The following is a 23,587-nucleotide window of genomic DNA, read 5'->3' on the forward strand; positions in this document are numbered from 1 at the left end:
AAGGTTCCCTTATGTAGGTTAGGCAACCCTACTTGGAAGGTCGGCGCACGGAATAGGCCGCGGCGTGTTCGAAGCTGCCGCGCCGGGTCGTCGAGCACTAGACTTTTCGTCATGACCAGGTGGGACACCTCGAACATCCCCGATCAGAGCGGTCGGAAGTTCATCGTGACAGGGGCAAACAGCGGCCTGGGGGCCGAAACGGTGCGCGCGCTTGCCGCCGCTGGGGGCGAGGTGGTGCTCGCCTGCCGGAACGTCGCCAAGGGGGAGCGGGTGGCCGCCGGGCTCGGTGACCGGGCGGAGGTACGCGAACTGGACCTGGCCGATCTCGCTTCGGTGCGCGCGTTCGCCGAGGGCATCGATCGGGCCGATGTGCTGATCAACAACGCGGGCGTGATGGCACTGCCCGAAGGACGCACCGCCGACGGGTTCGAAAAGCAGATCGGCACAAACCATCTCGGTCATTTCGCGCTCACCGGGCTGCTGCTGGACAAGATTTCCGACCGTTTCGTCACCGTATCCAGCGGCGCGCACCAGGTCGGCAAGATCGACTTGGACGATCTGAACTGGGAGCGGCGCAAGTATCAGCGCTGGGCCGCCTATGGGCAGGCCAAGCTGGCCAACCTGATGTTCGCTCGCGAGCTGCAGCGCAGGTTGACCGCGGCGGGATCCGCGAAAGTCTCGGTCGCCGCGCATCCCGGCTACGCCTCCACCGAGTTGCAGTCGCACACCGAGTCGTTCCTCGACCGCGTGATGTGGGTGGGCAACCGGGTGTTCGCGCAGAACGCCGCGATGGGCGCGCTGCCGACGTTGTACGCGGCGACCGCCGACGTCCAGCCCGGCGGCTACTACGGGCCCACGGGGCTCGCCGGCATGCGCGGATACCCGGGGCCGTCCGGCTCGTCGAAAGCGTCCAGGGACGAGAAGGTCGCCGCCGACCTGTGGCAGCTGTCCGAGAAACTGACCGGAGTCACCTACGACTTCACGAACTGAAGCGTTGTGACCCACGTCTCATAACCTGGTGTCACACTCCATCTTTCCGCGTCGTCCTCTTGATGAACCACAAGGAACGGCAAAGGACGGAAATCATGGAACAGCGCTTCGAACTCTTCGCCAACCCGGTCGGCGGCAGCTTCATCAAGCGGCTCACGATGGCGTCCAAGGTGATCAACGACTCCACTCTGGATGCCGCGACCTACGAACTGGTGAAGATTCGCGCCAGCCAGATCAACGGCTGCGGCTACTGCACCGACATGCACACCAAGGACGCGGCGCACGCCGGTGAGACCTCCGTGCGGCTCAACCTGATCGCCGCATGGCACGAGGCCACCGTCTTCACCGAGGCCGAGCGCGCCGCACTGGCGCTCACCGAGGAGGCCACCCGGATCGGCGACGGCCGTGCGGTGAGCGACGCGGTGTGGCAGGAGGTGCGCAAGCACTACGACGACGACCAGATCGCCGCCCTGATCGCCGCCATCGCGATGATCAACGCCTGGAACCGGATGAACGTCATCGCCCGCACGCCCGCCGGTGATTACGTGCCCGGTCAGTGGGGGTGAGCCGGTTCGTCGGGCACGGCCCGCGCCGTTCGCGGCCTCCTTCCGGCGGGACCGCGAACGGTGCTCACGCGCAACAACACCGGCCGATCAACGGTTTCCGAGCGAAGGAGCGCCACGCGGCGTTCGTTCGCGGCTCGATGTGCATGCCGGCGGCGAAGACTGCCGGGACGCGCTCGGCAGCTGTCGGTGGCGTTCCGGACTCGGTCGGTCGACCACTTCGGGCGAAACACGCCGCGCCGACACCGTGGCCGATGACACAGTTCACCGATCGGTTGCAGGCTGGTACTGTCCCTGACGTGCAGCGCGTGTATTTCTGGTTTAGCAAGCCGGCCCAGGGTGGGCTGGTCTGCGGCTACCACGTGCGCTGACGAACTTCCACCCCGAGCCGGACGCTGGACCGGCTCGACGGGATTCGCATCCGTGGGTCGGCCTCGAGAAAAGGAACCCACGACATGACAACCGCAGCCGACGTCGACGCACGGCATTCCGATCTGGATGATCAACGCACTCTCAACGTGAGCCCGCTGCGCTCGCCGGCGGAAGTGCGTCGCGTGCATCCGATCACCGACGCGCTCGCCGACACCGTCCGCGCGGGACGCAAGGCCACTGTCGACGTGCTGAACGGCGCGGATGATCGCCTGATGGTGATCGTCGGTCCGTGCTCCGTGCACGACCCCGCCGCGGCGCTGGACTACGCGCGCCGTCTGGCGGCGAAGGCCGCCGAACTCGGCGACCGGCTGCATGTGGTGATGCGGGTCTACTTCGAGAAGCCGCGCACCAGCCTGGGCTGGAAGGGCCTGATCAACGACCCGCACCTGGACGGCTCGTTCGACGTCAACACCGGATTGGGCTTCGGCCGCAAACTGCTGGTCGACATCACCGCCCTCGGTCTTCCGGTGGCCTGTGAGTTCCTGGATCCGATCACTCCGCAGTACATCGCGGATCTGGTGTCCTACGGGGCGATCGGGGCGCGCACCGCCGCCAGCCAGGTGCACCGCCAGCTCAGCAGCGCGTTGTCGATGCCGGTCGGTATCAAGAACGGCACCGACGGCGACGTCCAGGTGGCCGTGGACGGCGTGCGCGCCGCGGCTGCCAGTCACGTGTTCCCCGGCACCGACCTCGACGGTCGTGCCGCGCTGATCCGCACCACCGGCAATCCGGACTGCCACGTGATCCTGCGGGGCGGCAGCACCGGGCCGAACTACGACGCGGCTTCGGTCGCCGAGGCGTGCCTGCGACTGGAGAAGGCGTCGTTGCCGCAGCGGATCGTGGTGGACGCCAGCCACGGCAACAGCAACAAGGACCACAACAAGCAGGTCGACGTGGTCACCGACATCGCGCGGCGGCTGGCGGCGGGTGAGCCCGGTGTCGTCGGCGTCATGCTGGAGAGCTTCTTGGTGGCCGGACGCCAGGATCTGGCCCTCGGCCACGCCGACGAACTCACCTACGGGCAGTCGATCACCGACGCGTGCCTGGACTGGGAGACCACCGCCGCGCAGCTGGACCATTTGGCCGACGCGGTTGGGCGGCGGCGCGAATCGTCAGCAGCCGAGCACACCCAGTAAGTCGCCGGAGGCGATGGTCCGGACAGAAAAGTCTGCCTCGGTCAGGTGTTCGGTCAGCCGGGCGAGCGGCGGCTTCGGACTGGTCGGAGCCGCGGCGTCGGGTGTGCCGTACCCGTAGAACAGGCCCAGCGTCGCGCCCGGCGCCAGCAGTCGCCGGATCAGTGCGAGTTCGGCGGTGGGGCGCTTGGTCCAGAACAGGTTGACATTGACCGCCAGTATTTTGTCGAAACCCGCCGCGCCGGCCCCGGTCGCGCGCAGCAGCCGGTCCGGGTCCAGGTCGGCGAGGTCGGCATGCACCAACCGGACCCGGCCCGACTCCAGCCGCGCGGCATGTCGTCTGCCTGCCCGGGAGACGGCGGTGGCGGAGCGCTCGACACCGACGACCATGCCGTCGATCGCCTGCTCGGCGAGGTAGCCGATCGAATCACTGGAACCGGGGCCGATTTCCAGCACCCGGTCGGCCGGCCGCACCGCCATGGTGCGCACGATCCACGCGAATCGCGGGTCGGTCGTCATCGTGCGCGAGCTTCGCCCGGCGCCTGGGCGCTCGGCGTCCGGCGGTGGCGGAATTCGGCGGGCCAGTCGTCCGCCGGACCGGGCGGGTCGGTGCGCAGGCGGGCGGCGAGCCAGTGATCGCGGCGTCGACCGCGCTGAATGCTGCCGAGCCGGGACAGGCCCTCGTAGTGAAACCCGGTGTGGCGCGCGACCGCGGCCGACGCGTAGTTGCCCACGAACGCGCGCCAGGCGATCCGCTCCAGGGCCAAGCCGTCGGCGCGGAACCCGAATTCGCACACCAGATCGACCGCCTGCGTCATCAGGCCGCGCGACCGCTGCGCCGGGGCGAGCCAGAAACCGATCTCGGCCGCGCTCTCGTCGCGCTCGCCCAGACCGATCATGCCGATCACCGGTCCGTCGGCGCGCAGCCGGAGAGCCCAGGTGGGGCTGCGCGCCGCCCAACCCGGGACGACCATCTCATCGATGAAGGTCACGGCGCTGTCGCGGACGTACGGCACCGGGATGGTCACCCACTCCGCGATGGCCGGGTCCTGACAGCACTCGGTGATGGCGTCGACATCGGCCGCCGTCGGAGCCGACAGCCAGATCGTTCCGTTCGACAGCGCGTGGTGGTCCATCGCGCCATGCTGTCACGGAAGGGCCCGGCGAATCATCCCGGAACTGCCTGCCGCCGATGCGGCGCGGGGCGGCTGTCGCCCGGACCGTAGACTTCCCCTCGATGGTTGCCGCGCTGCTTTCCGACCTGTTCGAGTCACATCGGGCGCATCTGCTCTCGGTCGCCTATCGGCTGACGGGCAGCGTCGGCGATGCCGAGGACGCGGTTCAGGAAAGCTGGTTGCGCTTGGCGGGCGCGCACCAGTCCGAGATCGACGATCTGCGGGCCTGGCTGACCACCGTGGTGAGCCGGATCTGCCTGGACCGTCTGCGGAGTGCGGCGGCGCGGCGGGAGAGTTACGTGGGTCAGTGGCTGCCGGAACCGGTGGTCACCGCACGCACTCCCTCGAGCACTCCGGATCCGCTGGAAGCCGTGGTGCGCAAGCAGGAGTGCCGGTTCGCGGCGCTGGTCGTGCTGGACACCCTGACGCCGCCGCAGCGCGTGGCTTTCGTGCTGCACGACGGGTTGTCGGTGCCGTTCGACGAGATCGCCGACATCCTCGGCATTTCGGCCGATGCCGCGCGGCAGCTGGCGGTGCGCGCCCGCAAGGCGGTGACGCAGGCGCCGCAACCGGTGCCCGATGCCGAGCACGAGGCCGCCGTACAGCGCTTCCTCGTCGCGCTGAGTTCCGGTGACGTGGCCGCCGTCGCCGCGGCGCTGCACCCGGACGCGGTGATGATCGGCGATGCCAACGGCACCACCGCCACCGCGATCAACGTCCTGCACGGTGCGGATCGCATTGCCCGCTTCTACCTCGGCCTGGTGCGCAAGTACGGCCTGGCGGAGGCGTCGCCGGTGTACGAATTCGTCTCGGTGAACGGGCAGTTGGGTCTGAAGGTCGCGGCGCGTCCGGCGGAGGAAGGCCGAAGCGGGTATCCCGCGCGGGTGGTCGGCTTCACCGTGCGGGACGGGGCGGTCTGGGGGACGTACGATCTGGCGAACCCGGCCAAGTTGGGCGGCATCCGGCTGGGTTGAGTCCGGCGGGGACGACATCGGTGCGTGCCCCGGCACGCTCGCCGAGCGCTTCGGGGGAGAGACGGAGAACGTGCCCGGCTGGTCGGTGCTGCCGGGTGGACGTCGCACCGAGCACCGCGCCCGCCGCTGGCGCCGGCGTCGCCCGGCGCGGGAGCTCGACGGCGAGTAGGACGCCCGCTCGCCGCTTTACCACCCGTTGACGGAGGCCGCCGAACCGGTTTCCGGTGGGTGATTCCGGACCGCGTCTGTTTGCGCGGAGCCCGTTCGATCGCGCGCGGAACTCCCGACCTGGCCCGGTGGCAGGGGGCGCGGAGAGATAGAGAGAGGGGGCTACTCTCCGGTTATGCCCTCGCGACATCAGACCGTTGCCCGCCTGCGCCCCTTCGCGTCCACCATCTTCGCCGAGATGACCGAACTCGCCGTCCGGCACGACGCGGTCAACCTGGGCCAGGGCTTTCCCGACACCGATGGGCCCGCGAGCATGCTGGAAGCAGCGCGTCGCGCCATCGCCGACGGACTCAACCAGTACCCGCCGGGGCGCGGCATGCCGGTGCTGCGCCGGGCCGTGGCCGACGACCGGGCGCGGCGCTACGGGACCGATTACGACCCGGATTCGCAGGTGCTGGTGACGGTGGGCGCGACCGAGGCGATCAGCGCGGCGGTGCTCGGCTTGGTCGAACCCGGCGAAGAGGTGGTGCTGATCGAGCCGTACTACGACTCGTACGCCGCGGCGGTCGCGCTGGCCGGAGCCCGGCGGCGCACGGCACGCCTGGTGGCCGACGGGGATCGGTTCGTCCTCGACCTGGACAGCCTGCGCGCCGCGATCACCCCCGCGACCCGGATGCTCATCGTCAACTCGCCGCACAACCCGACCGGCACGGTGCTCGGACGCGCGGACTTGCAGGCGATCGCCGACATCGCCTGCGAACACGACATTCTGGTGCTCACCGACGAGGTCTACGAGCACTTGGTCTACGACAACGCCGAACATGTCAGCCTGGCCACCCTGCCGGGCATGGCCGAGCGGACGGTCGTGGTGTCGAGCGCGGCGAAGACCTTCAGCGTCACCGGGTGGAAGACCGGGTGGGCGTGCGGGCCTGCCGAGCTGATCGAAGGGGTGCTCGCGGCCAAGCAGTTCCTGACCTTCGTAGCGGGCGGCCCGTTCCAGCCCGCTGTGGCACACGCGATCGCTCACGAGCTGGGCTGGGTCGCCAAGCTGCGGGAAAGCTTGTCCGAGAAGCGTCTACGGCTCTCCGCCGCGCTCGCCGACACCGGGATGCGGGTGTACCAGAGCGCGGGCGGCTACTTCGTCGTCGCCGATATCACTCCGCTCGGCGCGGGCGACGGCCTGGCGTTCTGCCGTGCATTGCCCGAGCGGCTCGGTGTGGCGGCGGTGCCGGTCATCGCGTTCGCCGACGACACCGCCGCCTGGAGTCACCTGGTGCGTTTCACGTTCTGCAAGCGGGACGAGACGCTGGAGGAAGGGGTCCGGCGGTTGCGTCGCGGCTGATCGCAAAACCTTGCCGTTAGCTGTCAGGTTTCGCTGGCATCGTGCGTGCCATGGCAACCCAGTACTACACGGCGACCAGTCTCGACGGATACCTCGCCGACACGGAGAACTCGCTCACCTGGCTTTTCGAGGTCGAGGGAGCGGATGACGCGGAGGCGGGCATCGCGGGCTTCCTCGCGCAGGTCGGCGCCATGTGCATGGGCGCGACCACCTATGCGTGGATGGTGGCCAACGAGCCGCCCGAAAATTGGCACAAGAACTACGGTGATCTCCCGTGCTGGGTGTTCACCCACCGGGAGCTGCCCGCGATACCCGGCGCGAATCTCCGTTTCGTCTCCGGTGCGGTCGAGGCGGTGCACCGAGAGATGGCCGAGGCGGCAGGTGCGCGCAACATCTGGGTCGTCGGTGGCGGCGATCTGGCCGGGCAGTTCGCCGACGCGGGACTGCTCGACGACATCATGGTGAGCGTCGTCCCGGTGACGCTGGGCGCGGGCGCTCCGCTGCTGCCGCGCCGCATCCTGTCCACCCGGATGCGACTCGTCGGCGTGGAGCAGGCCGGTCAATTCGCCGAACTGCGCTATCGCCTGACTTCCGGCCCGAGCTAGGGGTCCTGCATCAGGCCGGTATCGGCCGGGCGCGGTCGGTGGCGAGGAGCGCGGCGACCGCGCCGAGCATGGTGCCGGTGACGTAACGCTGGGTGCGCAGCCACAGCGGGCGGCCGGTGAGGAAGCTCGCCAGACCGCCCGCACCCAGGACGATCAAGCCGTTCACGGTGAGTGCCACCGCGATCTGCACCGCGCCCAGGCACAGGCTCTGCAACCAGACCTTCCCGTGCTCCGGCGTGACGAACTGCGGGATCAGCGCCATGTACATGATCGCGATCTTCGGGTTCAGCAGGTTGGTGACCAGTCCCATGGTGAACAGCCGTCGGGCGGGATCCGTGGACAGCGTCGTGGGCGTGAACACCGAGACGCCGCCCGGCCGCACCGCCTGCCAGGCCAGCCACCCCAGATACGCGGCTCCCGCCAGCTTCACCGCCAGATACAGGCCCGGAACCACCGCGAACACCGCCGTGATCCCCGCAGTCGCCGCCGCCAGATACACCCCGAACCCCGCCGCCACCCCGGCCAGCGACACCAACCCGGCCCGCCGCCCCTGCGACACCGTCCGCGACACCAGATACATCATGTTCGGCCCCGGCGTGAGCACCATCCCCAACGCCGCCACCGCAACCCCCACCACCGCCGCCATCTCGATCATGACCCGATCGTCGCCCACCCCCATCCCCTTTGTCGCGGTCCACTCGCCACCCGCTGGACGTGAAGCAACGCCTGCGGTGGCGCAACCGAGCTTTCGATCAGCCCTGCGTCAATTCGAGATACGGCTTTTGCAGATGGGCCGGCGGCTGAACCGACTGGAAACGGGACTCCGGCCCGAGCACGTCACCGCTACGCACGCCTCGAAAAAGTTCGGAGCCTTGCGCGGAGCGAATGACCTGCGTGGGAGCGGAGCCCGTGATGAAGATGTAGAGATTGTCGGTCGGGCGGTCGAACCCGGACTCCGGAAGATTGGACCAGCAGTATCCGGGAAGATTCGCTGCCGAATTCAACTTTTCCGCTGGTAGACCGGATGCCGCTATGACGACGCGATCCCACTGATCATCCCACCCCGCGGCTTCGGTCAGCGTCCGCAGCGAATAGGTGCCCGGCTGCGCAGCCCGCTCTCTGATGGAGCGCCGCAATTCGGTCGCGGAACCCAGCGGCTCGGCCCGCGACTCCAGATCGAAGCTCGCCGAGCACTGCGAAGCGGTCTCACCACGGTCATTCGACGTGGAGCATGCCGCACCGGCCAGCAGGCACAGAGCTACAGCCGTTATCCGGAGAAGAGCACGCATAGATCACCGACCTGCCGGAAGCGGGATGTCAGCACGCGCCGGGTGGCCGTTCTTGTCCACTTCCACCTGGTTGCTCCATGCGACCTGCCCACTCGGGTCGAGCACGATCGCGCCGCCCTCCTTGATTCGCTGATAAATCAATCGCTGGAGTTCATCCGGCGAGGCATTCGGATGGTCAATGGCGATCTGCCGGCCGATCGCGTTGTTGTGTAGATCCATCGCTTCTCGCGTCGGAGGATTCGCGCCGAGTCCTTCATGCGCGGCACCATAGTTTTCGGTCCACTCCGCACCGTATCGCTGTGTCATGAGTGCGTTCCAGTACATATGCCGGAATGCATCACCGTGGCCGTCGTTGAGCGCGTTCTGGTCCGGATTGCTGTACGTCTTCTTGGCAGCCTCCTCAGCCTGCGCTTTTATCTCGAAGAAATCCGTGATTTCACCTACTCCAGTGGTTCCCGGCCGGGCGACTCGTGATGAGAGGAGCGCTATCTCTTCGGGGGTCATCAGGATGGGTTGGAAATCCGGACGGACGGCACGGATGCGATCGAGCACCAAGCCGGAGGGCCACAGCGTGGCGGGCGCACTCGACGGGGCGGTTTGGAATTTGGTGAGAACCTCGACCAGGCCCGGGTCTCGAGGCATAGCGGTGACTCCGCGCCGGGTCTCCGGTGAGAGATCCTCCAGCAGTCGCTTGATCTTCTCAGCACCCTCGAGGTCGGTTTGCTGGATCGCCGTCAGTGCGGCGCGAATCTGCGTGGTCAAAAAAAATTCGAGCCCTTCCTTCTCGGCGAGGCCCGATGCTCCATACTTGATCAGGACCTCGGTGTTGGACATCCTGGAGTCCACGCCGCCGTCGTCCCTGACGAAGAAATCGAACTCGGCGGACTCGGCTTCGGCCTTCTTGCTTTTGATCACTTCGATGTAGCCGACGATCGCATCGATCTGAAGGTAGACCTGCTGCTGGATTTCGATGAGAATCTGCTTCGTTCGCCGCGCATGGTCCCGGTCGTGAGCCGCTCTGTCGCGGGCGGAATCAGCGACCGATCCCTTGAAGTAGGCGTATGACATGTCGATCCGTGATGCGGCCTGGTGCGTCTGCTCCTCGATCCGCAGCGCGGCGTCTTTGAACGCGTTGGCGATGGTGACCGTGGCACGTGGATCCCAGGACAGCACCGTCGATACCGTGAGAGGCGTCGTGTAGCTTCCGCCGCTCATCGCTGGCCTGCCTCCCGGAGGTCGATAGCCCAGTACTGGTCCCGACCGACGAACTCGACAACCGCGGCGTCCGTGACGTCCGCGAATCCGATCAATTGCTGCGCGTGGTAGTGCACAACTCGATCGAGCGCCGTCGCGATCTGATCCACAGCGTCTGCGACCTGGGAGTCGCGCATGGTTTCGACAGCGATGACATCCCTCGCCAGGGGCACCGCCTGCCGTATCGCGTCGGCGTGGCCGCGTACTGTCCCCGCCATCTCTCGCGTCTGGACTGGATCAAGTTCGAGCTCGCTCACCGTGCCCCCTCGAGGTCGTATTCCGGACAAGCGTACCGGCCGAAGGAGGGCATCGCGGTCGCGCGGGGAAACCTGGTGTCTCCTCATGTGTGCGCCGACGAATCGGACGATCTGATCGAAAAGCGTTGTCTTACAGAGGGCTCGGGATTGTGCCGGTGTGGCGTGCAATGACTTGGAGGGAAAAGGCGCCCCGCGCGGACACCACGACGAAGGTGGATAGGGCGGCGAGTCGGCGGGACTTGCCCGGCCGGACCGATGACAATGCTGCGCATGGCGGCCACGGTCAGCGGGTTGGGGAATCGGCGGGCGGAGCCGATGGAAGGAGTGTCGCCAGGGGCGGCATTTCGGCGGGATATCGAGGGAATGCGGGCGGTCGCGGTGCTGGCCGTGGTGCTTTTCCATGCCGGTGTGCCGGGGATCGGTGGTGGATTTGTCGGGGTGGACGTATTTTTCGTGATTTCCGGGTTTCTGATCACGGGAATGCTGTATCGAGAAGCGGCGGCCGGTGGCACTGTCGGGCTCGTCCGTTTCTACGGCGCGCGGGCGCGCAGGCTGCTGCCCGCCGCGGGTGTCGTGCTCGTCGCCACGGCGATCGGCGCGGCCGTGCTGCTGTCGCCGGTGCAGGCCCGCCAAGCGCTCGGCGACGGGATCGCGAGCGCGCTGTACGCCGGGAACTACCGGTTCGCCTGGCAGGGTACCGACTACCTCGCCGCGGACGCGCGCCCCTCGCCGTTCCAGCACTTCTGGTCGCTCGGTGTGGAGGAGCAGTTCTATCTGATCTGGCCGGCGCTGGTGATCGTGACGGCTCGGCTCGTGCGACGGCGCCGCAGCGGTTCGGCCACCGCGCTGCCGCACCTGATCGTCCTCGCTGTCGTCGCCGCGCTCTCCTTCACGATCGCGCTGACCTGGACGCGCACCATGCCGCCGTGGGCGTTCTTCGCACTGCCCGCGCGGGCCTGGGAGCTGGCGGCGGGCGGCGTGGTGGCGCTGTCGGCCGTCTACTGGTCCCGGTTGCCGAAATCGGTGTCCGCCTGCGTGGGGTGGACGGGAGCCGGTTTGATCGTCGTGGCCTGCGTTCGGCTCGACGAGCAGACCCCGTATCCGGGCATCGCGGCGCTGCTACCCGTGCTCGGCGCGGTCCTGGTCATCGGGAGTGGCTGTGCCGCGGCGCGATCCGGCGTCGGTCACGTCCTCGCGGTGTCCCAGATGCAGGCCGTCGGCAGGCTGTCCTACTCCTGGTATCTGTGGCACTGGCCGGTGCTGGTGCTGGCCCCGCATGCGCTCGGCCGGCCCCTCGGGCTGGTCGGCGCGCTGGGCGCGGTCGCCATGGCCGGTGGGCTGGCCGCGCTCACCCAGCGGCTGATCGAGAATCCGGTTCGCTTCGCCGCCCGTCTGCGCGGTTCGGGCGGGCTCAGCCTCGCCTGCGGTGGTGTGAGCACCGCGCTGGCCGTCGGTGTTGCGCTCGCGCTGCTGGTGCTCGTGCCTCCGCCGGTCGGGCGCGGCACGGCGGCGCAGAGCCTCACGCTGACGACACCGGTCGCGCCGGCCACTCCCACCGATCCCTACGATGCGGCGATCGAGCAGTTGACCGCGCAGACCCAAGCGGCGGTCGCCGCGTCGGCGGTGATCCGCGACGTTCCGTCGAACCTCACGCCCGCGCTGTCGAACGCCCGCGGCGACCGGGCAGCGGTGTTCGACAACGGTTGCTTCCGTTCCTGGCACGACGTGGGCCAGGGCGAGTGCGCCTCCGGTGACACCGGCTCGCCGACCACCGTCGCCTTGGTCGGCGACTCCCACGCGGCGATGTGGCAACCGGCGTTCGAGGAGATCGCCGTAGCGCGGCATTGGCGGCTGGAGACGATGGCGAAGGTCACCTGCCCGCTGCTCGACCTCCCCATCACCAGCCCCTACCTGGGCCGCGAGTACACCGAATGCGGGCAGTGGCGCGGACAGATCATGACCAGGCTGCGGCAGGAGCGTCCCCGGCTGGTCGTGGTGAGCATGTCCCGGCGCTACGGCGGCGACTTCGGCTTCGTCTCCTACGATCCGGCGTGGATCGACGCCGTGCGCCGCCTGGCCGCCGAGCTGCGCGCGACGGGCGCGGCGGTGCTCGTGCTCGGCGGGATACCCGATCCGCATGCCACCGTGCCCGCGTGCGTGGCCGAGCATCTCGACGACGCGTCGGCCTGCGCGCCCGCCCGGACGGTCGCGGTCGACGACGCGGGTATCGCCGCCGAGCGTGCGGCTGCCACTGCGGGAGGCGGGCAGTTCGCCGACCTGACCGCGCTGTTCTGTACGGCGGCCCGCTGCCCGGTAATAGTCGGGAACGCTCTGGTCTACCGTGACGACAACCACCTCACGATCGGGTACGCCACGACGCTGGCGCCGGTCATCGGCACACTCGCCGAACGCGCGCTCGCGCACGGCTGAGCAGTGAGTGCGGTCCGCGGGAAGACATCGCGCCTTTCCGGCGTTACACCCGGTCGCTGCCTGCCGCGCTTCGCGGGAAGGGCCGGTAACCTGCGAGGTTGTCGGAGGGGTCGGGGAGAATGGCGGGGAATCTAGCTGAGGAGGGACTGTGAACGACGGTCCGCTGATCGTGCAGAGCGACAAGACGCTGCTGTTGGAGGTCGACCACGAGCTGGCCGATTCGGCGCGGCAGGCGATCGCGCCGTTCGCCGAGCTGGAGCGGGCGCCGGAGCACGTGCACACCTATCGGGTGACGCCGCTGGCGCTGTGGAACGCCCGCGCGGCAGGTCATGACGCCGAGCAGGTGGTGGACGCGCTGGTCAGTTTCTCCCGATACGCGGTGCCGCAGCCGTTGCTGGTCGACGTGGTGGACACCATGGCCCGTTACGGCAGGTTGCAGCTGGTGAAGCATCCCGCGCACGGGTTGACGCTGGTCAGCCTCGATCGCGCGGTGCTGGAGGAGGTGCTCCGGCACAAAAAGATCGCGCCCATGCTCGGCGCGCGCATCGATGACGACACGGTGGTGGTGCACCCGTCCGAGCGCGGCCGGATCAAGCAGACGCTGCTGAAGATCGGCTGGCCCGCCGAGGACCTCGCGGGCTACGTCGACGGCGAGGCGCACCCGATCGAACTCGACTACGCGACCGATGGCTGGCACCTGCGCGACTACCAGCAGATGGCCGCCGACTCGTTCTGGGCGGGCGGCTCCGGCGTGGTGGTGCTGCCCTGCGGCGCGGGCAAGACGATGGTCGGCGCCGCGGCGATGGCCAAGGCCAAGGCCACCACGCTGATCCTGGTCACCAACACGGTGGCGGGCAGGCAGTGGCGGCGCGAACTGCTCGCGCGCACCTCGCTCACCGAGGACGAGATCGGCGAGTACTCCGGCGAGCGCAAGGAGATCCGCCCGGTCACCATCGCCACCTACCAGGTGATCACGCGTCGCACCAAAGGTGAGTACAAGCACCTGGAACTGTTCGACAGCCGTGACTGGGGCCTGGTCATCTACGACGAGGTGCACCTGCTGCCCGCCCCGGTCTTCCGGATGACCGCCGATCTCCAGTCCCGCCGGCGGCTGGGCCTGACCGCGACGCTGGTGCGTGAGGACGGCCGCGAGGGCGACGTGTTCTCGCTGATCGGCCCGAAGCGCTACGACGCGCCGTGGAAGGACATCGAGGCCCAGGGGTGGATCGCGCCCGCCGAATGCATCGAGGTCCGGGTCACCCTGACCGATGCCGAGCGGATGTCCTACGCGACCGCCGAGCCGGAGGAGCGCTACAAGCTGTGCTCCACCGCGCACACCAAGATCGCCGTGGTCGAGTCGATCCTGGCGCAGCATCAGGACGCGCCGAGCCTGGTCATCGGGGCCTACCTGGATCAGCTGGACGAACTCGGCGCCGCGCTCGACGCCCCGGTGATCCAGGGCTCGACGAAGACCAAGGAGCGCGAGGAACTGTTCGACGCGTTCCGGCGCGGCGAGATTCCGGTGCTCGTGGTGAGCAAGGTGGCGAACTTCTCCATCGATTTGCCGGAAGCGTCGGTGGCCGTGCAGGTCTCGGGTACCTTCGGCTCGCGGCAGGAGGAAGCGCAGCGTCTCGGTCGGCTGCTGCGTCCGAAACACGACGGCGGCCAGGCGCATTTCTACTCGGTCGTCGCGCGTGACACACTCGACGCCGAATACGCCGCGCATCGTCAGCGTTTTCTCGCCGAACAGGGGTATGCCTACCGCATCACGGATGCCGACGACTTGCTCGGCCCCACCATCGGATAAGCGGAGGAAATTCCTCCGCAAGCTGTGCTAGGAATGAGGGCGTGCGACGCTTCGAATTCGCGGTGGACCGCAACCACGCCCACGCGGTCAACGAAGTCTTCGCCGACCTTCGCCGGCTGCGTCTCCTGGCCATCGCCGCCGCGGTCGTCGCGGCGACCGGGACGGCGTTTCTCATCTGGCTGGATCATCCCTGGGCGTATCTGCTCGCGGTCGCGTTCGCACTCGGGGCGGTGACGGCGTTGTGGGTGGCGCTGTGGACGCCGTGGCATTCCAGCATCGACAAGCTGTACGCGGACGGTGAGCTGGTTCCCGCGGTGGTCTCGGAGGCGCGCCCCTCCGGCGTGGTGCTGCTCGCCTTGGTCGATGTGTCGACGCCGGATACGAGCGATCCGCGCTATGCGTTGGTGACCAGGAAAGTCCGCGACCTCCCCGGTCACAAGGCCAGGGCGGGGGAGCGCGTGCCGTCGGTCGCCGTGCGCACCGACCGCGCGCCGCGGCAGGTGGGGCAGCGCTGGCAATCGGTGAGCGCCATGCCGATCGCCTGGGGCACCACCGACGGCTCGGTCATCGCCCGCGCCCGTGCGGCGATCAGCGAGGCCGAGTGGCGGCTGCTCACCGACAATCTGGCGCTCGCCGAGAAGGTGCGGCGCACCGCGACGAAACGGTTGCTGCTCGACCCGCACCACCTGCCAGGCGACCTCGGTTCCTGAATCCGGCTGCCCTCGCGCGCTTTACCGGTTGCGGCGGCGCTTAGACTCGAAACATGGTTCCAGCGTCCGATCTGCTGGCTTTCGTCGCCGCCGCGGTGGTCATCATCGTCGTGCCCGGTCCCGGGGTGCTGTTCACCATCGGTCGCGCGCTCACGCTCGGCCGCCGCGCGGCGCTGCTCTCGGTGCTCGGGCACGCGGCGGGCGTCTACGCGGCTCTGGTCCTGGTCGCCTTCGGTCTCGGGACCCTGCTCACCGCGTCGGCGCTGGCGCTCACCGTGGTCAAGTTCGCGGGCGCGCTGTATCTGATGTATCTGGGAATCCAGGCGATCCGTCGGCGTTCGGCGTTGCGCGAAGCGCTGGGCGCCTCGATCGAACCGGAGCCGCACACGCGGGTGCTGCGCCAGAGCGCGATCGTCGGGTTGACCAATCCCAAGGCGATCGTCTTCTTCTCCGCGGTGCTCCCGCACTTCGCCGACCCGGCGGCGGGTTCGCTGTCGTGGCAGTTCCTGCTGCTCGGCACCGTGTTCCTGGCCATCGCGCTGGTTTCCGACAGCGCGTGGGCGCTGCTGGCCGCCTCGGCGAGGTCCTGGTTCGCCAAGTCGCCGCGCAGGTTGGAGGCGGTCGGTGGCGCGGGCGGGGTGATGATCTTCGGCGTCGGCGCGTCGGTGGCGCTCACCGGAAGCGGCGACTGAAGCCGTTACCATCCAGCGAAGTCGGTGCGCCGGTACCGGCAGCAGGCGGGGTGGAAAGGGGTGGTCGTTCGTATGAGGTTGTCCGGCCGGATGTGCGCCGCGGTCGCGTGCGTGGTCGTCGCGGGGTCGTGGGTGCCCGCGCACGCCGACCCGCCACCGGATCCGCTGGTCGGCGCACCGGGACTGGGCGACCCGTACTACCCGCTCGACGGCAACGGCGGCTACGACGTCCACCACTACGATGTCGGGATCGACTACGACCCGCCGAGCCGTGCGCTGGCAGGTACCGCCACGATCACCGCGCACGCCACCCAGGCCCTGCGCGTGTTCAACCTCGATTACGCGGGGCCGCAGGTGCGCACGGTGTCGGTGAACGGGCTTCCCGCCGCCTTCGAGCGCAATGGCGAGCACGAGTTGACCGTGACGCCCGCGATCGTCCTGCTGCCCGGCCTGCCGTTCACCGTCACCGTCGATTACGCGGGCCCCGCGGTGAACACCAACGGCGAGGGATGGACGTTCGCTCCCAGCGGCGGCGCGTTCGTCGCGGGCGAGCCGCACTCGGCGACGAGCTGGTACCCGCTCAACGACACCCCGCTGGACAAGGCCACGTTCAGCCTGAACGCGACGGTTCCCGCCGAGTGGGAGGTCGTCTCCAACGGCGTGCGCGTCGAGAACGTGGTGGACGGTGCGAAGCGGACGGTCCGCTGGATCAACGCCAAGCCGGTGCTCGGCTACCTGACCACCGTCGCGATCGACAAGTTCGACTACCTCGAGCAGCGCAGGGCCGACGGCATTCCCTTGATCAGCGCGTTCGCGCCGAACGCCGAGGAGCGCCAGCGCGAGCTGGAGCAGCGTCTGCCGGAGATCCTGGACTTCGCCGAAAACCTCTACGGCCCGTATCCGTTCGAGGCGGCGGGCGGCATCCACCTGGACGCCGACATCTCCTTCTCGCTGGAGACCCAGACCCGCCCGGTCTACGCGCCGGCGATCGACCTGCAGACCGTGGTGCACGAGATCGCGCACCAGTGGTGGGGCGATTGGGTGTCGGTGCGCCAGTGGTCGGACATCTGCCTGAACGAGTGCTTCGCCAGCTACACCGCCGACTATCTGTGGCCCGAGCGGATGGAGGGCAAGAACGTCGACGACGACTACCGCGAGACCATCCAGAAGTATCGCGACAACCAGAAGTTCTGGAACGTTCCGCTGGAGAACCCCGGCGTCGGGAAAGAGTTCACCTCCGTCTACTACCGCGGCCCGCTGTTTCTGCACGCACTGCGCAAACAGATCGGCGACGAGGTGTTCTTCGGGGCCGTCCGGGACTTCCTCGCCGTGCACGCCTACGGCAACGCCTCGATGCCGGAGTTCCGCGCTTTCGTGCAGTCCAGGTCGCCCGTGGACCTGACCGGTTTCTTTCACGCATGGCTGAACACCACCGCGCCGCCGCCGGAGGAGTACCTGTTCCCGGGCGTGTTGCGCAGCTGAGACCTCAGTCGTCCGCCACGCGCTGCCCGGCCTTCGCCACCCTGCGTTCTGCTCGCTCCACCTGACGGCGTGCCGCCTGCAGTTCGTCTTTCGCCGACCGCTCTGCCGCCTTGCGGAACTGCCGCTGCTGTTCGGCGTGCGCGAGCTCGTCGCGCAGCGTGGCCACGCGTTCCTCCGCCGCGGACAGTTCCCCGGTCGCCTCCGCGAGCGCGGCGCGTGCCGAATCCTCGTCGGCGCGAGCGGATCCGAGCGCCTCCTGAGCCTCCGCCAGCTCCCGGCGGGCACTGTCGTCCGGCTTCTGCCGGGATGCCGCCCGTCCGCGCCGCGCGGCCGGTTCGGGAACCGCGAGCAGATCCGGGCCGCTCGGCCCGAAGCCCTCGTAGCTCGCGGCCGTGACGAGGGTCCCCGAGCGCAGTCGGTCGGCCACCTCCGCGTCGGCGAGTGCCGCGGTCAACGTCTGGCCGAGTTCCCGGACGACGCTCTCGCCGACCGGATGGCCTTGTTCGGCGGCGAGCGTCCCCGCCTTCTTTGCGAGGGCGTTGACCAGTTGCTGCCGCTGTGTGGTCAGCTCGCGCAATTGTTCGGCGGAGAGTTTCCGCTGAGCGGCGGCCAGGGCGGCGCCGAGCCGCAGCAGTGCGTCGACGTCGTCGGGCGCGGCGCGGGACAGCAGATTGGCCGCCCACGCGGTCAGCGTGGGTTTGCGCAGCTTGCCGATGGCGGCCGCGAGCTGCTTGTCGCCCGCCTGCTTCGCCGCGGCCGCCCGGTCCGTGCGCGCCGTGACGAACTCCGTGGGCGCCAGGCCGTACAGGTCGCGCGCCACGTCCTCGACCGTCATACTGCCCAAGCGTAACGGCCGGGTCTCGGCCGACGACACACTCCGCATACCGGACATCAGTCCAGTTGCATAGAAGATGCGAAAGGCGTTGCTAGTGAATTACTCTGCGTTCCTGCTGCTCGGCCGTCTGCTTCCCAGCATCCTGGGTTACGCGCTCATGGGGCTGTACGGCACGCACGGCATCTGACGCGCGCCGTTCGCCTTCACCCGGTGAGCTGATGCGGCCGCCGTGGTCGTACGGGTATCCTCACCGCGTTCACGAGCCCGTGAACGTGTTCGGTGAGAGAGGTTTTCAGGTGAAGTTTCCAGGAGCGAGGCTGCTGGCACGCATCGTGCTCGCCCTCGTCGCGGTAGCCGCGGTGGTGGTCGCGGTGGCCGGCTGTTCGATGATCGAGGACGCGGGCAAGTCGGACACCGCCAAGGCCAAGGTCGGCGACTGCATCAACGTCATCGAGGGCTCGGCGGTCGATTCCAAGACCGAGCCGGTGGACTGCTCGTCGGACAAGGCCGTGTACAAGGTCGCGCAGTCGTCCGACAAGAAGACCGACTGCGCCGCCGACTACACCTCCTACGAGGAGACCCTGGCCGGCGGTACCACCGCGTTCCTGTGCCTGGCGCCGAGCTTCAAGGAAGGCAGCTGCTACAACGAGAGCAGCACCACCGGATACAAGCACGTGGACTGCGCCTCGCCGGACGCCACCTTCAAGGTGCTGAAGCGGATCGACGGTCAGGCGGACGAGTTGCTGTGCGGTGCGGACGCCGACAGTTTCCGGCTGATCGAAACCGACCCCAAGGCCACTTTCTGCACGGCCAAGCCGAAGGGCTGATCATTCCAGCAGGGCGACCGACGCGATCCGGTGCAGCGTGAAGTGCCGGACCGCGCCGGTCACGGGGTCCAGCGCGTCGAGCTGACCGTTGCCCACTTTCAACGGTTCCACCACCCGCTGCGTGGCGACCCCTTGGGCGTCGACGTAGCCGATGTTCACCGACCGCCGCACCCGCGCCGCGAGCTGGAGCAGGGCGAGGGTGGCGGCGGTGTTGGTCCGGGTGCCGTCCGGGCGCACCGCCTGACCGGACCTGGCGCTGGCGGCGCGTTCGCCGGCGCGCAACTCGGTGACGAGCAGTTCGAGCTGCTCGGTACTGGGCGGGGTCGGCCGGTACGGCTGCCGCGCGGCCGGGCGCACCGAGATGCGCGCGCCGCGCGGCCGCAGATCGACGATCGCGCCGGCCGAGTTCTCACCCGCGGGCGCGAATCCGGCAGCGCGCAACCGCTCCAGTAGTTCGCCCAGCGGCGCCTGGGCGATGGCGACGGTCGGCGCGATGGCCCGCAGGGCCAACTCGCTCGCCACCGGCGCCGAGAGCACCTGGGCCAGCAGCGCCGGATCGTCGCTGCGGATGAACGACTGCGCCATGCCCGCCCGCAACTGACCGTGGCGCCTGGCCACGTCATCGATCAGATAGGTCAGCGCCTGCGGGATCGGCGTCCGGGAATGTGTGGCGAACAGCGCGTGCAGCTCGGCTGCCGTCGAACCGGCGTCCAAAGCGCGGCGCACCGAGGATTCACCGATCCGATACACCGTTGCTGCGCCCGCGGATTCCACGTCGGCGGCGAGAGCCACGCGCCGTTGGAGGTCGGCGGTCAACGGACCCGGCGCGATCACCGTCAGATCCGCCTGCACCAGCACGTGATCCACCGGCTCCGGCAGCGCCGCCTCCATCTGCGCCTCCGCGTCGGCCACGCTGGTCGGCGCCGCGTGCAGGAGTGCCCGCGCCGCCGAGCCGAGCGCGCCGCGGCCGACGAATCCGAGCGCCGCCGCCTCGGCCAGCGTCTGTTCGACCACCTCCGGTCGGAAGTTCCTGCGCCTGCGGGGCTGCTGCCAGGCCAGTACCCGGCCGATGTCCGCGGGCTCCAACGCCGTGCCGGATGGGTACTCGGCGAGCAGGGCGAGGATCGCGCGCCGATCGCGCGGCGCGTTCGGGCTGCGCAGCTCCAGTGCCAACGCCGCAAGGGGCTTGTCGTTGGCATCGCGCATGCCGATCATCCACGGCATCCGATCCAAGTCCAGCCAGGTCGATCCGAGCGTGGCCCAGCGCCGCGCGGGCGGAGATTCCAGCCAGGAGTCCACCAGCGGTGTCGGCGCCCAGAAGTCGTCGGTCGTATCGAAGTCCGGCGGCGGGTCCGGCAAACCTTTCTCGATCAGTTTCGCGGCGGCCAGTAGCTCCACCAGCAAACCCGCGCGCGGCTCGTCCACACCGGCCTGCTTGGCGATGCGGCGCAGTTCCCGCACGCCCAGGCCGCCCGCGCGCAGGGCGGGAGCGGGGGCTTGGCCGAGCACATCGAGCACGGCGGCGCAGTGCCGCAGCAGCTCGCCGACCTCGCCCGCCGCGACGGCGTTCACATCGGCGGGCGTCTGTTTGACGGTCTGTGGTTGCGGCGGAGTCAGCGCATGCGGGTGGGTGACCGGTTCCCGCCGCAGCACCTGCCCGACGGTGACGGGAAGCTCGACGGTCTCGTCATCGATCCGGTGCAGCAGCCTGCGCGCCAGCAGCCGCTGAATCGGGCGGTCCGGCGGCGTGCCCGGTGCGGCGTCCTTGGTGCGCCCGCGCGGTCCGGTCGTGGCCAGCTTGTCCAGCAGAGCGCGTTCGGCCGGGACGAGTTCGGGCAGCGCCGCGACCACCTCGGGTTCGGTGAGGGCGTCGGGGATCTCGGTCGCGGTGCCGATCGGCCACGGCAACGCCTCGGCGGCCGCCGGAATCAGGTGCAGCCCCTCGTCGACGTTCAGCCAGACCAGCGCGCGAGCGGTCAGCCGCTCCAGCGCGTGGTCGATCGCGGCGGCCGGCACCCGTTCGCACAATTGCACATGCAGTTCGGCGCGGCGGAGCGGACCGCCGTCGGTGCGCGTCACCCCATGCATCGCAAGGGTTTCCACGATGGCGAAATCGAGGGTGTTCAGGTCTTCGGTGGCGCGCAGCACCGACGCGCGCTGTTCGAGGCGGGCGGCGAGCACGGCCATGGAAGAGGGCAGCGGCACGGCCAGGTCGGGCCGAAGCTGCAACAGCGTCACGAGCTGGGCATCACTGCGGGCACCGAGCCATCCGGCGAGGGAGTCGGTCGCGGTCATCCGATCCAGCCTACGATGCTGGGCGGTCGCCCGCCGGAGTGCGGCGGTGCGGGCCGCGCGGTGCGGGCTGCGGCGCGTCCGGGGAGAACGGCCCATGCCACAATGAGGGCGTGGTGAACAAATCGAAGAAATCCTACGTCGACAACGGCTGGCCGAAGGTCGCCGACGGTGACCACGCGGTCACCGAGCTCTCCTCGGCCCGCTCCGGTGGTCTCTCGCCCTACGGTGAGGACACCGAGTTTCCGGTCCCCGCTGAGCAGTTGCCCTACATGCACCCGAACACGGTGATCAACCGCTGAGCGCGCGAACGGAACGTTCTCGGCTACGGAGAAGGGCCCCGCATCCATAGTGATGCGGGGCCCTTCTCGACGTCGCGTGGCGATCAGGAGGGCAGCAGGCCCTTGTTCGCCTCGTAGAAGTTCACGATCGCGGGGTCGAGGGTGACTCCGCTGGACTTGGCGGCATTGAAGAAGTCGAGAGCTTCTTTGGGCACCTGAACGCCCTGGCTCTGCACGACCTCGAGGGCGCGGTCGACGGCCGAGAAGATCTGCTGGGTGTCCGCCGGCGCGGCCTGGGCGGCCTGCGGCGCGGGGTTCCAGCGGGGGGTTTCGGCCTGGGCGGGCGCGGAGCGCGGGGTGGGCGCACTGCTGAGGCCGAGCTTGGACGAGCAGGAGGGCCAAGCGCCCCAGCCCTGCGAGGCGAGCACCTTCTCGGCGACCGCGATCTGCTGTTCACGGCTGGCCTGGTTGGCGCTGGCGGCGTACTCCTGGCCGCCGTGGGCGCGCCACGTGCTCGGCGAGAACTGCAGCCCGCCCTGGAAACCGTTGCCGGTGTTGATGCCCCAGTTGCCGCCGGCCTCGCACTGAGCGAGTCGATCCCAGTCGGAGTCGGGTGCCGCGCTGGCGTTGCCTGCGAAAGCCACACCAGCGGTGCCGATGATGGCGCCGGTGACGGCGACCTTGGCTACCGTGCGGCCGGTCGAGCTTGGCTTGCGATGGCGTCCACTCATATCGGGTTCGTCTTCCTCTCGACGCACCTGCGACGTCTTCGGTTCTGGTTCGGACTGAGAGGTCGTCCGTTCCGCCCTCGCCCCTACGTTTCCGTCGGGGGTCCGGTACCCGCGGGGCGAGGCTCGGTGCGGCGGGCCGGTGGTTCGCCGGGTGTCCCGGCTGGATAAGACCGTACGTCGAACGGCGGGAAAAATCACTATTTGGTAACCGGCGTGTACCAACGGGTCTCGACCCGGTCTCAACTGCGCAAGCGGCCTTCGCGCAGCTAGAGGCGCTACGGCCGAGTCCGCTCAGTGCTGTCGCCGCGCCGTGACCTTCTCGTAATGTGACGAGGATCACATGTCCGAGTGGGTAACGATCGCGGCGGGTACCCGGTTCTCGCCGCTTCGGAGGCCGCGCTCCGGTGCTATCGGGCCCTGCGGCCCGAGCGCAGTGCGAACACGAGCGCGAGCACGAACCCCAGCGGTGCGAGCATGGCCCCGAAATAGAGCCACAGGCCCGGCTCGCCGTCGGTCAGCACAGGAATCGCGAAGATGGCGACGATGGCCAGCAATCCGAGCGCGAACATGGCGAGCGCGAGCTGCAGCAACCAGTCGCCGCGCCGCTTGGGCGCGCCGCCGGATGGGGTCGGAGCGGAAGGGTTCGTCACGGCTCGACGGTAAAACTGATGTGCTTGCGTTATTCGCACCGGGGTAGACTCGATGGCAATCGCGTCCTGCAATCGTGCTGGGCGCGTTCTTTTCGCACAAGAAAAGGGCCGGTCGCGGGATCGGCCCGGCAGACGGATGTGCTCGGGCCGTAGGGGTCCGAGTTTTCGATGACGAACGGGTGAGCGCAGTGCCGACCGGCAGGGTGAAGTGGTACGACGTCGAAAAGGGCTTCGGCTTCCTTTCCCAGGACGAGGGTGAGGACGTCTACGTCCGCTCGTCCGCGCTCCCTCAGGGCGTCGAAGGTCTCAAGCCCGGCCAGCGTGTCGAATTCGGCATGGCCGCGGGCCGTCGCGGCCCTCAGGCGCTCAGCCTCAAGCTGCTCGAGGCGCCGCCGTCGGTCCGGCAGGGTCAGGAACGCAACGCGCGCAAGGAACCTGCCGCGCGCAGGCACACGCCGGACGAGTTGCACGGCATGGTCGAGGACATGATCACCTTGCTCGAGGCGAAGGTGCAGCCCGACCTTCGCAAGGGCAAGTACCCGGATCGTAAGACGGCGCAACGCATCTCGGAGGTCGTCCGCGCGGTGGCGCGCGAACTGGACCGGTAGTCGCCGAGGCGTTCGCGTCGCTGTGCGTTCACGCGGCCGTGCACGGTTGCCGTCCGGAGG

At 68.9% G+C, this 23,587-nt stretch carries 24 protein-coding genes; 14 read left to right on the top strand and 10 right to left on the bottom strand.

Translation table 11 applies throughout. From position 1 onward, the window contains the following. Positions 1-111 precede the first annotated feature (111 nt). The 3 genes from GVY64_RS19060 to GVY64_RS19070 all read left to right on the top strand — a co-directional run bounded on the left by GVY64_RS19060 (position 112) and on the right by GVY64_RS19070 (position 3,121). The gene (locus GVY64_RS19060; RefSeq protein WP_159843266.1) at positions 112-990 is read left to right on the top strand and encodes an oxidoreductase; all 879 of its coding nucleotides are present in this window, start codon (positions 112-114) and stop codon (positions 988-990) included. A 95-nt stretch (positions 991-1,085) separates the two neighbouring features. Beyond that, entirely contained in the window at positions 1,086-1,556 is a 471-nt protein-coding gene (locus GVY64_RS19065; RefSeq protein ID WP_159843268.1) for a carboxymuconolactone decarboxylase family protein, read from the top strand. Positions 1,557-2,008: 452 nt separating this feature from the next. Beyond that, the gene (locus tag GVY64_RS19070; protein WP_159843270.1) at positions 2,009-3,121 is read left to right on the top strand and encodes a 3-deoxy-7-phosphoheptulonate synthase; all 1,113 of its coding nucleotides are present in this window, start codon (positions 2,009-2,011) and stop codon (positions 3,119-3,121) included. Here the strand turns inward: GVY64_RS19070 and GVY64_RS19075 are convergent. Further along, positions 3,098-3,637 carry an SAM-dependent methyltransferase gene (locus GVY64_RS19075; RefSeq protein ID WP_159843272.1) on the bottom strand — a complete coding sequence of 180 codons (540 nt, stop codon included), beginning with the start codon at positions 3,635-3,637 and terminating at the stop codon, positions 3,098-3,100. The two genes, GVY64_RS19070 and GVY64_RS19075, sit on opposite strands and share 24 nt — an antisense overlap. Further along, on the bottom strand, positions 3,634-4,254 hold the full coding sequence (locus GVY64_RS19080) for a GNAT family N-acetyltransferase (protein WP_159843274.1): 621 nt from the start codon (positions 4,252-4,254) through the stop codon (positions 3,634-3,636). Before GVY64_RS19080 ends, GVY64_RS19075 begins: the two co-directional genes overlap by 4 nt. A 101-nt stretch (positions 4,255-4,355) precedes the next feature. Here GVY64_RS19080 and GVY64_RS19085 point away from each other — a divergent pair, with 101 nt between their 5' ends. From GVY64_RS19085 to GVY64_RS19095, 3 genes are all read left to right on the top strand, one after another. Further along, a complete protein-coding gene (locus tag GVY64_RS19085; protein WP_159843276.1) occupies positions 4,356-5,267 on the top strand; it encodes a sigma-70 family RNA polymerase sigma factor in 912 nt (303 codons plus the stop codon). Positions 5,268-5,610: 343 nt separating this feature from the next. Beyond that, complete coding sequence (locus GVY64_RS19090) at positions 5,611-6,777, top strand: pyridoxal phosphate-dependent aminotransferase (protein WP_159843278.1); 1,167 nt, start codon at positions 5,611-5,613, stop codon at positions 6,775-6,777. Positions 6,778-6,827: 50 nt separating this feature from the next. Next, positions 6,828-7,382: a dihydrofolate reductase family protein gene (locus GVY64_RS19095; protein WP_159843280.1), complete on the top strand. Its 555-nt coding sequence runs from the start codon at positions 6,828-6,830 to the stop codon at positions 7,380-7,382. Positions 7,383-7,392: 10 nt separating this feature from the next. Here the strand turns inward: GVY64_RS19095 and GVY64_RS19100 are convergent, their stop codons facing one another. The 4 genes from GVY64_RS19100 to GVY64_RS19115 form a co-directional block, all read right to left on the bottom strand. Next, the gene (locus GVY64_RS19100) at positions 7,393-8,037 is read right to left on the bottom strand and encodes a LysE family translocator (RefSeq protein WP_159843282.1); all 645 of its coding nucleotides are present in this window, start codon (positions 8,035-8,037) and stop codon (positions 7,393-7,395) included. A 97-nt stretch (positions 8,038-8,134) separates the two neighbouring features. After that, positions 8,135-8,671: a hypothetical protein gene (locus GVY64_RS19105; RefSeq protein WP_159843284.1), complete on the bottom strand. Its 537-nt coding sequence runs from the start codon at positions 8,669-8,671 to the stop codon at positions 8,135-8,137. A gap of 3 nt (positions 8,672-8,674) precedes the next feature. Further along, the gene (locus GVY64_RS19110; protein ID WP_159843286.1) at positions 8,675-9,886 is read right to left on the bottom strand and encodes a DUF6973 domain-containing protein; all 1,212 of its coding nucleotides are present in this window, start codon (positions 9,884-9,886) and stop codon (positions 8,675-8,677) included. Further along, positions 9,883-10,182, bottom strand: a complete 300-nt coding sequence (locus GVY64_RS19115; protein ID WP_159843288.1) for a hypothetical protein — start codon at positions 10,180-10,182, stop codon at positions 9,883-9,885. Before GVY64_RS19115 ends, GVY64_RS19110 begins: the two co-directional genes overlap by 4 nt. Positions 10,183-10,497: 315 nt before the next feature. Here GVY64_RS19115 and GVY64_RS19120 point away from each other — a divergent pair, with 315 nt between their 5' ends. The 5 genes from GVY64_RS19120 to GVY64_RS19140 all read left to right on the top strand — a co-directional run bounded on the left by GVY64_RS19120 (position 10,498) and on the right by GVY64_RS19140 (position 17,303). Next, positions 10,498-12,612: an acyltransferase family protein gene (locus tag GVY64_RS19120; protein WP_201298070.1), complete on the top strand. Its 2,115-nt coding sequence runs from the start codon at positions 10,498-10,500 to the stop codon at positions 12,610-12,612. A 148-nt stretch (positions 12,613-12,760) separates the two neighbouring features. Then, entirely contained in the window at positions 12,761-14,419 is a 1,659-nt protein-coding gene (locus GVY64_RS19125; protein WP_159843290.1) for a DNA repair helicase XPB, read from the top strand. Positions 14,420-14,460: 41 nt separating this feature from the next. After that, positions 14,461-15,129, top strand: a complete 669-nt coding sequence (locus GVY64_RS19130) for a DUF3239 domain-containing protein (protein ID WP_159843292.1) — start codon at positions 14,461-14,463, stop codon at positions 15,127-15,129. A gap of 53 nt (positions 15,130-15,182) precedes the next feature. Then, positions 15,183-15,821 (top strand): LysE family translocator, encoded by a 639-nt coding sequence (locus GVY64_RS19135; protein WP_159843294.1) that lies wholly within the window; start codon positions 15,183-15,185, stop codon positions 15,819-15,821. A gap of 60 nt (positions 15,822-15,881) precedes the next feature. After that, the gene (locus GVY64_RS19140; protein WP_328820976.1) at positions 15,882-17,303 is read left to right on the top strand and encodes a M1 family metallopeptidase; all 1,422 of its coding nucleotides are present in this window, start codon (positions 15,882-15,884) and stop codon (positions 17,301-17,303) included. 4 nt (positions 17,304-17,307) lie between these two features. Here the strand turns inward: GVY64_RS19140 and GVY64_RS19145 are convergent, their stop codons facing one another. Continuing rightward, positions 17,308-18,138: a hypothetical protein gene (locus GVY64_RS19145; protein ID WP_159843298.1), complete on the bottom strand. Its 831-nt coding sequence runs from the start codon at positions 18,136-18,138 to the stop codon at positions 17,308-17,310. Positions 18,139-18,434: 296 nt separating this feature from the next. Between GVY64_RS19145 and GVY64_RS19150 the strand changes: the two genes are divergently transcribed. After that, a complete protein-coding gene (locus GVY64_RS19150) occupies positions 18,435-18,965 on the top strand; it encodes an LppU/SCO3897 family protein (RefSeq protein ID WP_201298067.1) in 531 nt (176 codons plus the stop codon). Here the strand turns inward: GVY64_RS19150 and GVY64_RS19155 are convergent, their stop codons facing one another. After that, a complete protein-coding gene (locus tag GVY64_RS19155) occupies positions 18,966-21,260 on the bottom strand; it encodes a helicase-associated domain-containing protein (protein WP_159843300.1) in 2,295 nt (764 codons plus the stop codon). Between the two features lie 110 nt (positions 21,261-21,370). On the opposite strand from GVY64_RS19155, the gene GVY64_RS19160 reads away from it, so the two are divergent. Next, a complete protein-coding gene (locus GVY64_RS19160) occupies positions 21,371-21,559 on the top strand; it encodes a hypothetical protein (RefSeq protein ID WP_039795086.1) in 189 nt (62 codons plus the stop codon). An 83-nt stretch (positions 21,560-21,642) separates the two neighbouring features. Here the strand turns inward: GVY64_RS19160 and GVY64_RS19165 are convergent, their stop codons facing one another. Continuing rightward, entirely contained in the window at positions 21,643-22,269 is a 627-nt protein-coding gene (locus tag GVY64_RS19165) for a resuscitation-promoting factor Rpf1 domain-containing protein (protein WP_159843302.1), read from the bottom strand. Between the two features lie 407 nt (positions 22,270-22,676). Continuing rightward, positions 22,677-22,919, bottom strand: coding sequence for a hypothetical protein (locus GVY64_RS19170; RefSeq protein WP_236566984.1), 243 nt, complete (start codon positions 22,917-22,919; stop codon positions 22,677-22,679). A 188-nt stretch (positions 22,920-23,107) separates the two neighbouring features. Here GVY64_RS19170 and GVY64_RS19175 point away from each other — a divergent pair, with 188 nt between their 5' ends. Further along, positions 23,108-23,527: a cold-shock protein gene (locus GVY64_RS19175; RefSeq protein WP_063023190.1), complete on the top strand. Its 420-nt coding sequence runs from the start codon at positions 23,108-23,110 to the stop codon at positions 23,525-23,527. Positions 23,528-23,587: the final 60 nt, after the last annotated feature.

It is taken from the genome of Nocardia sp. CY41 (assembly GCF_009829325.1).
Taxonomy (GTDB): domain Bacteria; phylum Actinomycetota; class Actinomycetes; order Mycobacteriales; family Mycobacteriaceae; genus Nocardia.

Coding starts and splice junctions, on each gene's coding strand:
- GVY64_RS19105 (WP_159843284.1), bottom strand. CDS start 8,671: ATGCGTGCTCTTCTCCGGATAACGGCTGTAGCTCTGTGCCTGCTGGCC.
- GVY64_RS19070 (WP_159843270.1), top strand. CDS start 2,009: ATGACAACCGCAGCCGACGTCGACGCACGGCATTCCGATCTGGATGAT.
- GVY64_RS19155 (WP_159843300.1), bottom strand. CDS start 21,260: ATGACCGCGACCGACTCCCTCGCCGGATGGCTCGGTGCCCGCAGTGAT.
- GVY64_RS19145 (WP_159843298.1), bottom strand. CDS start 18,138: ATGACGGTCGAGGACGTGGCGCGCGACCTGTACGGCCTGGCGCCCACG.
- GVY64_RS19120 (WP_201298070.1), top strand. CDS start 10,498: ATGGAAGGAGTGTCGCCAGGGGCGGCATTTCGGCGGGATATCGAGGGA.
- GVY64_RS19075 (WP_159843272.1), bottom strand. CDS start 3,637: ATGACGACCGACCCGCGATTCGCGTGGATCGTGCGCACCATGGCGGTG.
- GVY64_RS19080 (WP_159843274.1), bottom strand. CDS start 4,254: ATGGACCACCACGCGCTGTCGAACGGAACGATCTGGCTGTCGGCTCCG.
- GVY64_RS19090 (WP_159843278.1), top strand. CDS start 5,611: ATGCCCTCGCGACATCAGACCGTTGCCCGCCTGCGCCCCTTCGCGTCC.
- GVY64_RS19085 (WP_159843276.1), top strand. CDS start 4,356: ATGGTTGCCGCGCTGCTTTCCGACCTGTTCGAGTCACATCGGGCGCAT.
- GVY64_RS19165 (WP_159843302.1), bottom strand. CDS start 22,269: ATGAGTGGACGCCATCGCAAGCCAAGCTCGACCGGCCGCACGGTAGCC.
- GVY64_RS19135 (WP_159843294.1), top strand. CDS start 15,183: ATGGTTCCAGCGTCCGATCTGCTGGCTTTCGTCGCCGCCGCGGTGGTC.
- GVY64_RS19060 (WP_159843266.1), top strand. CDS start 112: ATGACCAGGTGGGACACCTCGAACATCCCCGATCAGAGCGGTCGGAAG.
- GVY64_RS19095 (WP_159843280.1), top strand. CDS start 6,828: ATGGCAACCCAGTACTACACGGCGACCAGTCTCGACGGATACCTCGCC.
- GVY64_RS19065 (WP_159843268.1), top strand. CDS start 1,086: ATGGAACAGCGCTTCGAACTCTTCGCCAACCCGGTCGGCGGCAGCTTC.
- GVY64_RS19110 (WP_159843286.1), bottom strand. CDS start 9,886: ATGAGCGGCGGAAGCTACACGACGCCTCTCACGGTATCGACGGTGCTG.
- GVY64_RS19100 (WP_159843282.1), bottom strand. CDS start 8,037: ATGATCGAGATGGCGGCGGTGGTGGGGGTTGCGGTGGCGGCGTTGGGG.